Annotated in this window: 14 protein-coding genes; 7 read left to right on the forward strand and 7 right to left on the reverse strand. The window is 64.4% G+C overall.

Features of this window, described 5'->3' with window-relative positions:
• Positions 1–76: 76 nt before the first annotated feature.
• The 7 genes from VPH41_RS06805 to VPH41_RS06835 form a co-directional block, all read right to left on the reverse strand.
• Positions 77–253, reverse strand: coding sequence for a hypothetical protein (locus tag VPH41_RS06805; RefSeq protein ID WP_328569387.1), 177 nt, complete (start codon positions 251–253; stop codon positions 77–79).
• Positions 254–407: 154 nt separating this feature from the next.
• Positions 408–2,324 carry a S8 family serine peptidase gene (locus VPH41_RS06810; RefSeq protein ID WP_328569388.1) on the reverse strand — a complete coding sequence of 639 codons (1,917 nt, stop codon included), beginning with the start codon at positions 2,322–2,324 and terminating at the stop codon, positions 408–410.
• A 295-nt stretch (positions 2,325–2,619) separates the two neighbouring features.
• Positions 2,620–3,333 (reverse strand): aspartate/glutamate racemase family protein, encoded by a 714-nt coding sequence (locus VPH41_RS06815; protein WP_328569389.1) that lies wholly within the window; start codon positions 3,331–3,333, stop codon positions 2,620–2,622.
• Positions 3,330–4,544 (reverse strand): DUF917 domain-containing protein, encoded by a 1,215-nt coding sequence (locus VPH41_RS06820; protein ID WP_328569390.1) that lies wholly within the window; start codon positions 4,542–4,544, stop codon positions 3,330–3,332. The genes VPH41_RS06815 and VPH41_RS06820 overlap by 4 nt, the downstream gene beginning before the upstream one ends.
• Entirely contained in the window at positions 4,519–6,921 is a 2,403-nt protein-coding gene (locus VPH41_RS06825) for a sigma-54 dependent transcriptional regulator (protein WP_328569391.1), read from the reverse strand. The genes VPH41_RS06820 and VPH41_RS06825 overlap by 26 nt, the downstream gene beginning before the upstream one ends.
• 318 nt (positions 6,922–7,239) lie before the next feature.
• The gene (locus tag VPH41_RS06830) at positions 7,240–7,824 is read right to left on the reverse strand and encodes a gamma-glutamylcyclotransferase (protein ID WP_328569625.1); all 585 of its coding nucleotides are present in this window, start codon (positions 7,822–7,824) and stop codon (positions 7,240–7,242) included.
• Between the two features lie 61 nt (positions 7,825–7,885).
• Positions 7,886–8,851 (reverse strand): LysR family transcriptional regulator, encoded by a 966-nt coding sequence (locus tag VPH41_RS06835; RefSeq protein ID WP_328569392.1) that lies wholly within the window; start codon positions 8,849–8,851, stop codon positions 7,886–7,888.
• A 118-nt stretch (positions 8,852–8,969) separates the two neighbouring features.
• On the opposite strand from VPH41_RS06835, the gene VPH41_RS06840 reads away from it, so the two are divergent.
• From VPH41_RS06840 to VPH41_RS06870, 7 genes are all read left to right on the forward strand, one after another.
• On the forward strand, positions 8,970–9,503 hold the full coding sequence (locus tag VPH41_RS06840) for a VOC family protein (protein WP_328569393.1): 534 nt from the start codon (positions 8,970–8,972) through the stop codon (positions 9,501–9,503).
• Positions 9,504–9,551: 48 nt separating this feature from the next.
• On the forward strand, positions 9,552–10,580 hold the full coding sequence (locus tag VPH41_RS06845; RefSeq protein WP_328569394.1) for a fumarylacetoacetate hydrolase family protein: 1,029 nt from the start codon (positions 9,552–9,554) through the stop codon (positions 10,578–10,580).
• Between the two features lie 11 nt (positions 10,581–10,591).
• Positions 10,592–11,242, forward strand: coding sequence for a maleylacetoacetate isomerase (maiA, locus tag VPH41_RS06850; RefSeq protein WP_328569395.1), 651 nt, complete (start codon positions 10,592–10,594; stop codon positions 11,240–11,242).
• Between the two features lie 142 nt (positions 11,243–11,384).
• Positions 11,385–12,164 (forward strand): uracil-DNA glycosylase, encoded by a 780-nt coding sequence (locus VPH41_RS06855; RefSeq protein ID WP_328569396.1) that lies wholly within the window; start codon positions 11,385–11,387, stop codon positions 12,162–12,164.
• A gap of 38 nt (positions 12,165–12,202) precedes the next feature.
• Positions 12,203–12,754, forward strand: coding sequence for an NADAR family protein (locus VPH41_RS06860; RefSeq protein WP_152283131.1), 552 nt, complete (start codon positions 12,203–12,205; stop codon positions 12,752–12,754).
• Between the two features lie 227 nt (positions 12,755–12,981).
• On the forward strand, positions 12,982–13,458 hold the full coding sequence (gene iscR, locus VPH41_RS06865; protein WP_065310626.1) for a Fe-S cluster assembly transcriptional regulator IscR: 477 nt from the start codon (positions 12,982–12,984) through the stop codon (positions 13,456–13,458).
• Positions 13,459–13,498: 40 nt separating this feature from the next.
• Positions 13,499–14,755, forward strand: a complete 1,257-nt coding sequence (locus VPH41_RS06870; RefSeq protein WP_152257109.1) for an IscS subfamily cysteine desulfurase — start codon at positions 13,499–13,501, stop codon at positions 14,753–14,755.
• Positions 14,756–14,799 lie beyond the last annotated feature (44 nt).

A 14,799-nucleotide genomic window follows, 5' to 3' on the forward strand; every position in this document is an offset into this window, starting at 1 on the left:
GGGAGCGGGCGACGAGAAACTCATCGCCCGCAGGCATGCCCGGTTTAGCCGGGATGGCTCGTTCTTGCTGGCTTGATCAGCAAACGGTGCTGGCGCAAGCGGCCAGGCAGAGTTGCTGTGCGGTGCCGCTCAAGGCGCTGCAACCCAGTTTGCACAGGGTGCAAGCAATGCCGGAAGGGGCGACACCCTGGCTGATGGCGGAGATGCTGGGGCTGCGTTGTACGGCTTTGGCTTGCAATGGCAGATTGTTCATTTTAAAACTCCTTGTGGTGGCGCCGCTGCGGGCAACGGCAATGGGTGTGCGTACCGAGGTACGGTGCTGGTCGTTTCCCGCCAACGACCGTTTGCTGAAGTGCGTGCGCGCATCGCTGCGCCCACGTGCCCCGACAATTCAAATGGCGTTGACGTCAGCGCTGCGACCAGTAGCGCACTGCGCCGACGCTGACCGGTATCACATCGCTGACGTCAACGGCGAAGCGGGCGACCGTGTTGGCTACCTGCAGGTTTTCCGGGTTGAAGAAGGTCATGATGATGTCATAGCACTCGGAGCCCGGGCGGCACACGGGGCTCTGTTGCACCACGATGGTATCGAGCTGCATGCCCGTGGTCTTGGCCAGCATTTCTGCCGCTTGCATGGCATTCGTGGCCGAGAAGTTGAGCGCGCGGTCCATGCCCGTGACGCCCAGGTTGCGGAAGTCGTAATAGATGCGGTTCAGGAAGTTTTCCAGGCGCGCGCCCGTGTTGCTGCTCTTGATTTCCAGGCTGTCCTGCACCGCCATCAGGCTGTCGATCAGCTGCGGCACATTCCAGCTGAACATGCCCCGGATGGCCGGCTGGATCACGGGAACGACTTGGCCGGACATCAGCCTGGCGGCGCCCGAGATTACGCCGGGAAACGAATTCATGACAACCAGGCCATCGATGGTGCCGACAAAGGCCTCGAACAGCAGTTCATAGGTCATGTCGGCATATGGACCGACGGGGACGACCGCGTAAATCGGCGTGGCGTCGAGGTTGACGGTCCAGGTCAGCGACTGGCGGAAATATGGTTTTGCGCGCAGGAATTCGATCAATTGCTGCGGATCGCTTGGATTGTCCCTGCCCGGTGGCATGGCTTGGACGAAGGAATCGCGGCGCGCTTCGCTACCGAAGTCGATGCCCAGGTTGCCCAGCGCATACACCAAGGTCGGGCCCTTGGCGCTGCCGCCGCCGCAGCCGCAGTCGGAGGCATCGATGCCGGAAGCGGCGATGCCTTGCCGCGTCACGCCGGAAGGGGCCGCGAAGTTGGCCGGGGAGGAGGTTTCCAGCATGGGAATGCTGAGCGGATGCGCCTGCGCGGAAGTGTCGGCATTGGCTGGGCTCGCTTCAATCACAGTATCGTCTGACATTTCAATTTTCCCTTTTAATAATAGTTGAGTGGCGCCCGGCACATTCAATGTCCCAGTCAGGAGGCGGCGACAGTCCAGCTCGCCATTGGTGTTGCAACGCGTTGCGCTCTGCAGCAATGCGCTGCAAACTCCACGAGGGTCAGGACGATCCCCATGTTGGTGTTGCCGGCATAGCAGCAGGGCTGCGATGGCCGAGACGATCGGGGTGGCAAAGCTGGTGCCGCTGCTGAGCCGCACGTGCCCTGCGGGAGCGGCGCCGAGGATGTCGGTGCCGGGCGCCATGATGCCGCGCGCGCGATAGGCCTCGCCCCAGTTGCTGTTGGGCATGGGCGTGCCTTGCCGGTCCAGGGCGCCGACGACCAGTGTGTATTTGATGGAGGCGGGGATATGCAGGCAATCGCAGCCGTCATTGCCTGCCGCGGCGACCAGCAGGACGTTGCGTTCATGGCACAGCTGTATGGCTTTTTGCAGCAGGCCGTCGGCGGCGCCGCTGTCGGACAGTTCGCCGCCGCTGACATTGATGATGTGCGCGCCGTGCTCGACGGCCTGGGTGATGGCGCGGGCCAGGTCGAGCTGTGTGCATTGCGTCAAGGTGCCGTCGGCACGGTCGGAAAAGATGGGCAGGATCAAGCCCCGACAACGGGGCGCCAGACCCGTGACGGGACTGCCGGGCTGGCCAAAGATGATGCTGGCGACGTGGGTGCCGTGCAGCGATGCCCGGCCGCTGCCGCTGGAACCACTGGCGAGGGTTTCCAGCAGTTGCAGGTCGGCGCCGGCAAAACAGGGATGGCTGGTATCGACGGGACCGTCGAGCACGGCGATACAGATCTCGGCACAGCCGGTGTTGCCTTCTTGCAAGGCGGCCAGGCCGGGCAGCAAGCCATGATTGGCCAGGCTGTCGTGGGTGGTGGATGCATCGTCCATAGTCGTCGGCACGGCGGGGCTCCTTGCTGGGTCATGGGGGCGGGCGGCCCTCCGTTTGAGGTGCGCCGCCCGCCTGCTGCGGCGCCTGCTGCTGAAGCGCCGATAGCATGATCTTTAGCAAGCAGTGTGCCAGAACGCCAAGTACTTGATTTTCAAGGAGTGAGGCTGAATTGCGTTGTCGTGCTGCAAGAATATTGGCGGATATCGTCCACCACCTTTGGCTGGAATGGACGAAAACGGCAGGCGGGAAGGACGGGGTGGAGGCGCCCGAACCACGGCATGGCGTGGCCCGGGCGCGTGCGGCGGTTCAGCTATCCTTGCTGTAGCAGGCGCGGCTGGGCCGCAGGCGCATGCGCACGAGGGACACCAGGAAGCTGAAGCCTGCCTGGTTCGGATCGATGACCGGTACATAGGTCTGCAGCGCGTCTTCCAGCAGCGCGCTGACGCGCGCGGCGACGCCAACAAATCCTGTGCAGCCCAGCAAGATGGATTGGGCGCCGTCTTCCTGTATGGCCAGCATGGCGGCCTTGAAAGTCTTTTCGATCACCTTGTCCAGCTGGCCGAGGTCGCTGACTGGACAGTCGATGGAGCGGATGGAGGCGAAGCTGTCCTGCAAGCCGTAAGCCTGCATGTGGCCCCGCTGCATGGCTAGCGTGCTTGGCAATATCGTCATGATCGACAGGCGCTGGCTGAGCGCCAGCGCGGTAAAGGCGGCGGGCGGGAAGCCGCCGAGGATGGGAATGTCGATCACTTCCCGCGCCGCCTCCACGCCGCACATGTCGAAGTCGCTGAGCCAGATGCCGTCATAGCCTTCGCGTTCGATTTCCCTGGCCAGCTGTACCACCGGATAGCCGTTTTGCAGCCAGTCGACGCGGTATTCGATGCAATTGTGTCCGGTCGAAAGATTGCGCACAGACACTTCGACATCGGGCGGGATCACGGGCTCGATGGCGTCGAGCAGGCGCTGGTTGTAGATGGATGTGGCCACCGGCGCCACGATGCAGATGCGCAGCGTCTTCATGCGACGCTCCTTGCCGCTGCGCCGGCGGTGAGGGGCACATAGGGGCCCAGGTAGCCGATGGTGTCGAGCAGTTGCATGAAGCTGTCGAGTATCAAGCCGTTCCGTTCGCGCAGCACGGGATTGGCTTGCACGCCCAGCAGCGTCACCTTGCGCTGCTGCAGGGCCGGGTTGAGCGTGCCGTCAGGCAACAGCAAGTCGCCATTCGAATACACGGCCTGGCCATCGCCCTCGACAAAATAGCTGATGGTGTCGGGCGCCATGCAGATGGGGCTGCTGTAGCTGCTGTCCCAGGCCAGCAGCGATTCGTTCTGGTACAGGACCGTGCAGAGCCGCTCGCCCGCGCGGATGGTGATCTTTCCCAGGTCGAAGCCATTGCGCGATTCGACTTCGGCGGCGACGAATGTCCCCTGCGCAAACAAGGTCCTGGCGCGCAGGTCGCATTGCCGCGCAAGATAATCGACCAGTTCGTCCGCGCTGCGCAAGCGGCCTGCCTGCAGTTCGCGGCCCAGGCGCAGCGCGCGTCCCAGGGTGCCGCGCACGGGCAAGGCCCGGGCCAGCTCGGATGGTGCCATGATCCACATGGCCAGCCCGCCGAACTGCTTGAAATCGGCCTGCGAGACGATGGGGCGCATCATCTGGTCGATGATCGTTGCCACGTCCTGCTGATGGGAATGGGCGCCGTTCACGCCCTGGCTAGGCTGGACGTCGAGTTCCACGCGCAATCCCGCCTGGCTGACGAGGAAGGCGGGGCGCGGATTGATCTGCGCGGCCGCATACGTGAGCTGGGGCAGCGAGGGAACGGCGCGGCCGGCGCCGTCGGCGTCGATCACGGCCAGTCCCAGGTGGGCGCCGACCAGGCAGGCGACGAGAAACCCCAGTGCGCCGCTCTCCGGCGGCGCCAGGTAGGTCAAGGTGCGATTTTCCAGTGCCAGGCGCTCCCTGACGGCGGTCACGGCATCGACGGGCCCCTGCGGAAAATGGGCCCCATTGATCGCTACGGGCGACCCCAGGTAAGCCACCATGACCGTATCGCCATCGGTGGCTTCGTCGACGCTGACCACGCGCACCTGGGCGTCCGGATAATAGGCGCCGGCGTGGAACTGGGCCAGCAGGCTGCGCGCGGACGTGAGCGTGCCGCCGCCACCGCTGCCGAAGAAGCATGCTCCCAGCAGTAGCGATTCAAGGTCATCGTGGTTCAGCAGATAGCTCATGTTGCGGGTCCTCAGGTTGGCATGGCATGGAAATGGCTTGCGTCAGAGTGGCCTGCAACTGCAGCGCCTGGGCAAACCGGGGAAAAGCCAGGTCGCGTTCCACGCCGCGCAAGGCGCGCGTGAGGTGCTCCAGTGCTTCGGGCCGGCGTCCGCGCTGCTGCAGCAGCTGCGCCAGGCGGGTCGCCACCAGCAGGCTGCCAGCCGCCGCGCCCAGCGCCTTGGCGGTCGACAGTGCACTGCCCAGTTCGCGCTCCGCGTTGTCCAGGTCGCCCACCGCGATCCACGTCCGGGCGTGCATGTCGAGCAGTTCGACCAGATAGGCACGTTCGCCATGTTCCAGCGCCAATTCGATGGCGCCGTGCAGCAACTGCCGGGCTTGCGATGGCTGGCCTGCGGACAGCAGCAATTCGCCCCGTTTCCAGGCCTGGAATGAATGGAAGAGCATGCCGCCCTCGCACAGCATGTAGTGCTGGTAACCGTCGGCGATGCGCTGCTCGGTCTGCGCATGGGCGTTGCCAGGCGCCAGTGCGCAGGCATGGAATATCTGGCCCACGCCCAGATAGAATTGATAGCCGTATTCGCTGGCGACGGTGTTCAGGTCCGCCGCCAGGCTTGCCAGCCTGCTCCAGTCTTCGAACATGCAGGCCAGCCATGCGGCGCCCTGCAGCGCGATGGCGCGATGGAAGGGATGGGGGTTGTCGGCGCCGCCGCGCAACGCCAGGTGTTCCATCGCCAGGCGCGCGCGCCGGAAGGCGCCGCTCTGGAAGCAGGACAGGCCTTCGAAGGTGGTGGACAGCGCGGCGATGTCCAGGCCCTGTCCCCCCGTCTCGGCCGATACCGCGCCGCACAGCAGGTGTCCGCGCTCGAGGCAGGCCAGCGTCTCGCGGTAGTCGCCCAGCCAAAACAGCGTGTTGGCCAGGGCCAGGTGGGCCTGGGACAGCAAATCCGTGTCGCCTATCGCCTGCGCTCGCTGCAGCATGTCCTGCGCCGTTGCCCGGGCCGCCACCAGGTCCAGCGCCATCAGCTGCGAGCTCCAGATGCCGAACCGCAGGGCCGTGATTTCCACCTCGTCGCCCAGCGCCGCCGCCTCCTGCAATGCCTGCTGGTAGCAGGCGAGCGCTTCGGCGCTTTGCCAGCCGCTGATGCCGCGGTGCGAGATGGCCAGCCAGCGGTGCAGGTCGCAGCTCAGGCGGCGCGCCGTGCACGGATGGGCGTCGGCGGCCAGCAGCTTGAGGCCGCGGCGCAACACTTCAATGGCTTCCTTGAAACGGGCCGCCTCGATCAGCGCGCGCCCCTCCAGCAGGCAGACGTGGGCGAAATTGCTGCGCTCCTCGTCGCCATGCAGGCGGCGTTCGATGACCTTGCGGTTGATGCCCAGGTGGCGGGCAGCGATCGTCTTGTTGCCATCGGCAATGCGCATCGCATATTCGATCAGCAATTGTTCCGCGGCAGCCAGCTTGTCATCGCCGTCCAGTCGCATGAGGGCTTCGGCCAGCAGCGTGTGATCGGCGTCCCCTGGCATGGCTGCCGACAGGAAGGCTTCCAGGTTGTGGGCATCGATCAGCGGCGATTCGGCCAGTATCGACAGCCGTTCGATGAGATTGCGCAGTTCGCGGATATGGCCGGGCCAGGCATGCCGGCACAGCCGCTCCATGGCGGTGGCGGTGAAGCGGATGGGCCGCTTCTGCAGGCCGGCAAAGTGCGCGGCAAGGGCGGCAACGTCGCCGCGGCGCTGGTCCAGGCCTGGCACGTCGAGTTTCAAGACGGCCAGCCGGTAGTACAGGTCTTCGCGGAAACGGCCCGCTTGCACCATCGCGGCCAGGTCGCAGTGGGTGGCGGCCACGATGCGGCCGTTGAACGGCTGGCTGTCGCCGCCGCCCAGCGGCCGGAAACAGCGCGATTCGAGCACGCGCAGCAGCTTGCTCTGGACTGCCAGCGGCAGTTCGCCGATTTCATCGAGAAACAGCGTGCCTTGTCCCGCCTGGGCGAAAAAGCCGGCGCGGCTGCTCAGTGCTCCCGTAAACGCCCCTTTGGTATGGCCGAAGAGTTCCGCGTCGATCAAGTGTTCCGGCAGGGCGCCACAGTTAAGGTCCACAAATGGCGCGCCGGGATCGCCGCTTTGCCGGTGCACGAGTTGGGCGATGATTTCCTTGCCGGAACCGGTGGGGCCGCTGATGAGCACCGTGCTGCGGGTCGGCGCGACCGCTTCGACCATGCGCAGCAGGCGCTGGAATATGGGGGAGCTGCCGATGATGTTCGTCCCGCCACCGATGCCGGTGCGGTGAACGGGGGCCTGCGCGGGGGCGATGACGCTCGTCCCGGGAAGCACATAGTGCGGCTGCCTGCCATGCTGTTGCAGCATAGACCTGTCGGACATGGTCGTCTCGCTCCGGTGAATTCGCTCCGATCGTGCAGGGCAGTGATTTTTCTGGATGTATTGCCCTGCCGCCTGCTGGCGCGCGTGCCTTTGCTCCACTCATGCCTAAAGGAATCGCGCGTTCCGATTATGGCCGCTAATGAAACGGCGATAGTCGCCAATTGTCACAATAAAAAGATATTCATCGCTTGCATCTTGCAAGCTGCCAGGCTGCGGCCAGGCGCCTGTGCAGGGCAGGGGCGATGGCGCGAGGATGGGCTGCCAGCTGGGTCGCCGGCGGCTGGGGGAGTGGACGGGCGGGTGCTCGTCCGCTGCAACTTACGGCGTTGCCGGCGGCGCATCCTTCAATTGCGCCAGATGCTGTTCGATGGCAAAGACGTGGGGATCGCTCTTGCCCAGTTCGCGCAGGGCGCTGGCCAGGTGCAGCAGGTATTCGCTGTTCGGGCCGCTGGGGCCTGCCGAGCGGGCGATCTGGCGCGCGATGTCCAGTTCCGGGGCGGCGCCCAGGAAGGCGGCATTTTCCTCGTTGGCGATGTACACCAGGCCTTCCACCTTGCTGCCGTCCTCGAAGGTGATCTCGGTGGCCAGGCGCAGGTAGCCGTTCTTTTCGCGGTGGTCGAGGTGGGCGAAGACTTCGGGCGTGATCAGGTAGGCCATGCCGTCGCACACGGCGCCCGCCTGCGGCACGATGGTGGCGACGCGGCCCGGCGCCATGGGCGTGCCGCGGTGGTCGTGCGAACCCTGCCAGAAGCGCCGCGTCCAGCCTTCGATGCTGGCGGGGCGCCGTTCGATATACGGGAAGTCGGCCTTGTAGATCAGCGAGCCATAGCCGAACAGCCAGACCTGTTCGTGGCCGTCGAATGTGGTCATGCGCCGGTTGATGGCGATGGTGGCGGCGTCGATGGCGGACAGGTCGTGCTGGTCAGGCTGGGTCATGGCATCAGGGGCAAGGGGCGATGCGCCATTATAAGGCGCTGCCGGCCACGTTGCCGGCGGGCAGGGTGTCGCGAGCGCCGCTGTTGCCGCCGACGTTCCATTCATGCGTCTCGACGAACTGGAACAGGAAGGCCATGAAGCTTTCGGCGGCCGGCGACAGCGAACGGCCCGTCTTCGTGTAGACGAAAAAGCGCCGCGTCAGTTCCGGCTCATGCAGGGCGCGCATGTGCAAATTGTATAGTTTGACCATCGGTTCCGCGTACGGCAGGCACACCGTGATGCCCAGGTTGGCGCTGACCATGGCCAGCGCCGTCGTCATGAAGGTCACTTCATTGTAGGGATTGAGCGACAGCTCGCGAAACGCGCCGTGCATGTCGCGCAGCAGGCGTTCCGTGAACTGGCCCTGCAGAGAGATGAACGGGTAGTCGCCCACGTCGGCCCAGGTGACGCGCTCTTTCTGGCGCAGCGGGTGCTGCTCGGGGAAGACCAGCACGAAGGGCATTTCGAACAGCACCTGCGCGGCGATTTCCGCCGTCGGATCGCGCTCGGGGCCGATGCCGAAATCGACTTCGCCGCTGAAGACGCGGGCCGACACGTTTTCCACGGGACAGTCGACGAGGCGCAGTTGCACGTCCGGGTGCGCCTGGCGGTAGGCGGCGATCACTTCCGGCAGCAGGGTGCAGGCCATCATCTGCGGCGCGGCGATGCGCACCATGCCCGTTTTCAATGCCTTGCGCTGGGCGATGCCGGCCATGGCGCCGTCGAGGTCCTCGATCATCTTTTCGAACAGCGGATACAGCTCGCGGCCGATTTCCGACAGCTGCGTCTTGCGCGTGCTGCGCTCGACCACACGCACGCCCAGCACGCTTTCCAGTTCCTTGATCAAGCCGCTCAAGGCGGACTGCGTCACGTGCAGGTATTCGGCGGCCAGGGTAAAACTGCCGGTCTTGGCCAGCGCCACGAAGGCGCGCATCTGTCGCAGGCTGGGACTCATAAGATAATCCGATAAATCGATGGTTAAAAATTGTTTGTATGATAGCTGTAACTGGATTCTAATGGTGAAAAGCTGAAAAACATCGCGCCCACGGCGCCATCCATCGGAGACAGACCGCATGAAAATCAAGCAGATCCACCACGTCGCCTACCGCTGCATCGACGCGAAGAAAACCGTTGAGTGGTACGTCAAGCATTTGAACATGAATTTCGTCCTCGCCATCGCCGAAGACCTGGTGCCGTCAACCAAGGCGCCAGACCCGTACATGCATGTGTTTCTCGACGCGGGCCAGGGCAATGTGCTGGCCTTTTTCGAGCTGCCCACGCAGCCGCCCATGGACCGCGACCGCAACACCCCCGCCTGGGTGCAGCACCTGGCGCTGGAAGTGGGCAGCATGGAAGAACTGCTGGCCGCCAAAGAGCGTCTGGTGGCGGGGGGCATCGAGGTGCTGGGCCCCGTGAACCATGCCATCTTCCAGTCGATCTACTTCTTCGACCCGAATGGCCACCGCCTGGAGCTGGCGGCCAACGTGGGCACGCCCGAGATGATGGGCAAACTGGACGCCGTCAAATGGGAAATGCTGGAAGAATGGTCGCAGACGCGCCGCGCGCCCAAGCACGCCGCCTGGATGCACGCGCCGGCCGACGCCTGAGCGCCCCGGATCGACACTCTCTGACCAATACATCGAACAAGGAACACCATGAAACTCGCAACCCTGAAAAACGGCAGCCGCGACGGCGCCCTGATCCTCGTCAGCCGCGACCTGCGCCAGTACCAGCGCGTGGCCGCCATCGCCCCCACCTTGCAGGCGGCGCTTGACAACTGGGACGCCGTGGCGCCAAAACTGGAGCAGGCGTACGCGGACCTGAACGGCGGCAAGGCGCCCGACGCGCAGCCATTTGACGCCGCGCTGTGCCACTCGCCGCTGCCACGCGCCTACCAGTGGGCCGACGGTTCCGCCTACATCAACCACGTGGAACTGGTGCGCAAGGCGCGCAACGCGGAAGTGCCGGCCTCGTTCTACACGGACCCGCTGATGTACCAGGGCGGTTCGGACAGCTTCATCGGTCCGCGCGACCCCATCTTCGCCCTGTCCGAGGACTGGGGGATCGACCTGGAAGCGGAAGTGGCCGTGATCACGGGCGACGTGGCCATGGGCGCCGGCGTGGACGACGCGGCGAAGGCGATCCGCCTGGTGATGCTGGTCAACGACGTCTCCTTGCGCAACCTGATCCCGGGCGAACTGGCGAAAGGCTTCGGCTTCTTCCAATCAAAAGCGGCCAGCGCGTTTTCCCCCGTCGCCGTCACGCCGGACGAACTGGGTGCCGACTGGGCGGACAGCAAGCTGCACCTGCCGCTGCTGGTGGACTTGAACGACAAGCCGTTCGGCAAGCCGAATGCGGGCGAAGACATGACCTTCAACTTTGCCCAGCTGGTCGCGCATGCGGCGAAGACGCGCGAACTGGGCGCCGGCAGCATCGTCGGCTCGGGCACCGTGTCGAACAAGCAGGGCAATTTGTTCGGCTCCAGCATCGACAATGGCGGCGTGGGCTACTGCTGCCTGGCCGAAGTGCGCATGTATGAAACCATCGAACACGGCGCCCCGAAGACGGCGTACCTGAAGTTCGGCGACACGGTGCGCATCGAGATGCGCGACGCGACCGGCGCCAGCATCTTCGGCAGCATCGAGCAGACGGTGGCCCCGTACGCTGGCGCCACGCGCGCCTGAGGAGGCCGCCCATGAAGCTGTACACCTATTTTCGCAGTTCGGCCGCCTACCGCGTGCGCATTGCCCTCAATCTGAAGGGCATCGCCTACGACAGCATCCCCGTGCACCTGCTGCAGGACGGCGGACAGCAGCTGCTGCCCGCCTACCGCGCCGTCAACCCGTCGGCCCTGGTGCCGGCGCTCGACGACGACGGCGCCATCCTGACGCAGTCGCTGGCCATGCTCGAGTACCTGGACGAGACGCGGCCAGCCGTGCCGCTGCTGCCGCCGGACGCGCTGGGACGGGCGCGCGTGCGCGCGCTGGCGCTGGCCATCGCCTGCGACGCCCATCCGCTGACGAATCTGCGCGTCCTGAAGTACCTGAAAGGCACGCTGGGTCTGTCGGACGAGGTCAAGCAGGAATGGTACCGCCACTGGATGGCCGAGGGGCTGGCGGCCGTGGAGGCGCTGCTGGCGCAGGGCGATCCTGCCGGCACGGCCCTGTTCTGCCATGGCGACACCCCCACCATGGCCGACTGCTGCCTGGTGCCGCAAGTGTTCAATGCGCTGCGCTTTGCCATCGACCTGGCGCCGTACCCGCGCGTGGCGCGCATCCACGCGCATTGCGCCGGCTTGCCGGCGTTTGCCGCCGCGCATCCGTCGCAGCAGCCTGACGCCGAATAGCTTTGACACGGCGCACTGCAGCAAGCCCCGCCCGGCAACCGGCGGGGCTTTTTCATGCGCAATTGATCTGGATCGTGTGTTTTCGTTAATGCCAGCTTGCCGGTGCGCTACAATTTGCGTTTGCCCAAATATTTTACGCGCCATGACCGCAACAACCGTTCCTGCCAGTATCACCGATGCCCTGTCCCTGGCGCATGCCTCCTGGCGTCCCATCCTGCTGCGCGGCCTGCACGCCGTGATGGCGGCCGATCCCGCCTACCTGCCGGCGCTGGCCATCGACGATTACCTGCCCACGCAGGGCCGCCTGTTTGCCGCATTTGCCTTGCCGCTGGCGCAGGTGCGCTACGTGCTTGTGGGCGAGGGGCCGTATCCGCGCGCCGACAGCGCCACGGGCGTGTGCTTCATGGATGGCGCCGTGGGCAGCCTGTGGTCGGCGACCGGGCTGTCGAAGCCCGTCAACCGCGCCACGTCCTTGCGCAACTTCATGAAGATGCTGCTGGTGGCCGATGGCCAGCTGCAGGGCGGCGACACGTCCGGCGCGGCCATGGCGCCCGTGGCGGCGGCCGCGCAGCAAGCCGACAGCGACGTGATCCAGACCCTGCCCGACTTGCAGCGCAAGATGACGGAGCAGGGTTTCCTGCTGCTCAATGCGGCGCTGGTGTTCCGTTCCCACGTGCCGCCCGTGCAGGATGCGCGCGGCTGGCTGCCTTTCCTGCAGGTGGTGCTGGAAGCGCTGGCACAGCAGGGCGGGGCAGCCTTGCCGCAACTGGTGCTGTGGGGCAAGATTGCCGAGCTGGTCAAACGCCTGCCGGTGGCGGCATCCTTGCCTCAGGTGACGGCGGAACATCCGTATAATCTGTCCTTTATCGGCAATCGTGACATGCAGGCCTTGTTTGGCCCGATGCAACTATTGCGTGCTTGAGCTTGAATCATCGCCTGTCTGGCGGAAGTGCGGGGAATATGCAAATCAGTAACGTGGAAGAATTGAAGGCGTGGATCGCGGCGGGCGGCGTGCCCGACTATCTGTATTTCTGGGGCCACACGCCGGCGCAGCCGCAGGTGCCCGACAAGAGCTGTTTCAGCCAGTGGTTTCCGTCGCCGTTCAGCCTTGCTGGCGTGACGTATGCGACGGCCGAGCACTACATGATGGCGCAAAAGGCGGCCCTGTTTGGCGACACGGCTGTCCAGGCGCGCATCGTGGCGGCCGAGCGGCCGTCGGAAGTGAAGAAGCTGGGGCGCGAAGTGGCGAACTTCGATGCCAAGGCGTGGGAAGCGGCACGCGCCGGCATCGTTTTCGACGGCAACTTTGCCAAGTTCTCGCAAAAGCCCGCGCTGCGCAAGTTTTTGCTGGGCACGGGCGAGCGCGTCATCGTCGAAGCCAGTCCCGTCGACCGCATCTGGGGCGTGGGCCTGGCGTCGGACAATCCGCGCATCGGCGATCCCTCGCGCTGGGACGGCTTGAACCTGCTGGGCTTTGAACTGATGAAAGTAAGAAGCGCTTTGCGGGGCTGAGAATTGACGCTGCGCATGCCCGCGCTTTCCCGACTGTTGTTTTCCTGATGCCGCCGCGCCTGGCGCGGCCGGCCATGCCCCTGCCAGCCCTGTGGTCATCGAGGGGCGCTCTGACAAACCCCGCCGAATTTGTTATACTTGACTAAATCATTCAACTACTCAGGGTTTGAGAAGTTGAAAAGCCGCAATATTTTAAACCAGTTATTGAACAGTTGAGCCGAGGATGTATGCGTCTGACTACAAAAGGCCGTTTTGCCGTGACAGCGATGATCGATCTTGCCCTGCGCCAGGGCAAGGGACCGGTCACCTTGTCCGGCATCAGCCAGCGCCAGTCGATTTCCCTGTCCTACCTGGAACAGCTGTTCGGCAAGCTGCGCCGCCATGAGATCGTCGAGTCGATCCGCGGCCCCGGCGGCGGCTACAGCCTGGCGCGCCGCGCCGACAAGGTGACGGTGGCCGACATCATCATCGCCGTCGACGAACCGCTGGACGCCACGCAGTGCGGCGGCAAGGAACATTGCCACGGCGCCGACGCGGCCACGGGCGCGCGCTGCATGACGCATGAATTGTGGTCCACACTCAACGAAAAAATGGTCGATTATCTGGATTCTGTGTCCTTGCAGGACCTGGTCGACCAGCAGAGACAAAAGAATGCCGAGCAAAGCGTGATGGTGATGCACCGTAACCACGCCGCCCTCGGTTGATAATGACAAAAATACCAGTTGCTGATTGCAGGAGTTATTGATGAACGCCCCAGAAAAAAACGTAGGCCAAGTGCACTTTGAAACCGCACCGCATTTCCCGATCTACATGGATTACTCGGCCACCACGCCGATCGATCCACGCGTCGCCGACAAGATGATTCCCTACCTGCGCGAGCAGTTCGGCAATCCGGCCTCGCGCAGCCACATGTATGGCTGGACGGCGGAAAAAGCCGTGGAAGAAGCACGCGGCCACGTGGCGGCCCTGGTGAACGCGGACCCGCGCGAAATCATCTGGACGTCCGGCGCGACGGAAAGCAACAACCTGGCCATCAAGGGCGCGGCACAGTTCTACAAGACCAAGGGCAAGCACATCATCACCGTCAAGACCGAGCACAAATCGGTGCTGGACACGGTGCGCGAACTGGAACGCATCGGCTTTGAAGCGACGTACCTGGAACCGCAGGACAACGGCCTGATCACCGTCGAGCAGCTGGCCGCGGCCGTGCGCCCCGATACCATCCTCGTGTCGGTGATGCTGGTGAACAACGAAATCGGCGTGATCCAGCCGATCGACGAAATCGGCGTGTTCTGCCGCTCGAAAGGCATCATCTTCCATTGCGACGCCGCGCAAGCGACGGGTAAGGTCGTCATCGACCTGCAAAAGACCAAGGTCGACCTGATGACCTTTACGGCACACAAGACCTACGGCCCGAAAGGCGTGGGCGCCCTGTACGTCTGCCGCAAGCCGCGCGTGCGCCTGGAAGCGCAGATGCACGGTGGCGGCCATGAGCGCGGCCTGCGTTCGGGCACCCTGCCGACGCACCAGATCGTCGGCATGGGCGAAGCGTTCCGCATCGCCAAGGAAGAAATGGACAGCGAAATCGGCCGCATCCAGGCCTTGCGCGACCGCCTGGCCAAGGGCTTGCAGGAGATCGAGGAAGTCTACATCAACGGCGACATGGACCACCGCGTGCCGCACAACCTGAACGTCAGCTTCAACTATGTCGAAGGCGAGTCGCTGATCATGGCGATCAAGGATATCGCCGTGTCGTCCGGTTCGGCCTGCACCTCGGCCAGCCTGGAACCATCGTACGTGCTGCGCGCCCTGGGCCGCAGCGACGAACTGGCGCACAGCTCGATCCGTTTCACCATCGGCCGCTTCTCGACCGAGGAAGACATCGACTTTGCCGTCAACCTGCTGAAATCGAAAGTACACAAGCTGCGCGACCTGTCGCCGCTGTGGGACATGTTCAAGGATGGCATCGACATCAATTCCATCCAATGGGCTGCCCACTAACCAATACCGTGGCCTCCTTCGGGGGCCGGCAAGAATATTAAAGG

It is taken from the genome of Janthinobacterium sp. P210006 (assembly GCF_036231885.1).
Classification (GTDB): domain Bacteria; phylum Pseudomonadota; class Gammaproteobacteria; order Burkholderiales; family Burkholderiaceae_D; genus Janthinobacterium; species Janthinobacterium violaceinigrum.

Coding starts and splice junctions, on each gene's coding strand:
- VPH41_RS06805 (WP_328569387.1), bottom strand. CDS start 253: ATGAACAATCTGCCATTGCAAGCCAAAGCCGTACAACGCAGCCCCAGC.
- VPH41_RS06815 (WP_328569389.1), bottom strand. CDS start 3,333: ATGAAGACGCTGCGCATCTGCATCGTGGCGCCGGTGGCCACATCCATC.
- VPH41_RS06820 (WP_328569390.1), bottom strand. CDS start 4,544: ATGAGCTATCTGCTGAACCACGATGACCTTGAATCGCTACTGCTGGGA.
- VPH41_RS06825 (WP_328569391.1), bottom strand. CDS start 6,921: ATGTCCGACAGGTCTATGCTGCAACAGCATGGCAGGCAGCCGCACTAT.
- VPH41_RS06835 (WP_328569392.1), bottom strand. CDS start 8,851: ATGAGTCCCAGCCTGCGACAGATGCGCGCCTTCGTGGCGCTGGCCAAG.
- VPH41_RS06840 (WP_328569393.1), top strand. CDS start 8,970: ATGAAAATCAAGCAGATCCACCACGTCGCCTACCGCTGCATCGACGCG.
- VPH41_RS06845 (WP_328569394.1), top strand. CDS start 9,552: ATGAAACTCGCAACCCTGAAAAACGGCAGCCGCGACGGCGCCCTGATC.
- maiA (WP_328569395.1), top strand. CDS start 10,592: ATGAAGCTGTACACCTATTTTCGCAGTTCGGCCGCCTACCGCGTGCGC.
- VPH41_RS06855 (WP_328569396.1), top strand. CDS start 11,385: ATGACCGCAACAACCGTTCCTGCCAGTATCACCGATGCCCTGTCCCTG.
- VPH41_RS06860 (WP_152283131.1), top strand. CDS start 12,203: ATGCAAATCAGTAACGTGGAAGAATTGAAGGCGTGGATCGCGGCGGGC.
- iscR (WP_065310626.1), top strand. CDS start 12,982: ATGCGTCTGACTACAAAAGGCCGTTTTGCCGTGACAGCGATGATCGAT.
- VPH41_RS06870 (WP_152257109.1), top strand. CDS start 13,499: ATGAACGCCCCAGAAAAAAACGTAGGCCAAGTGCACTTTGAAACCGCA.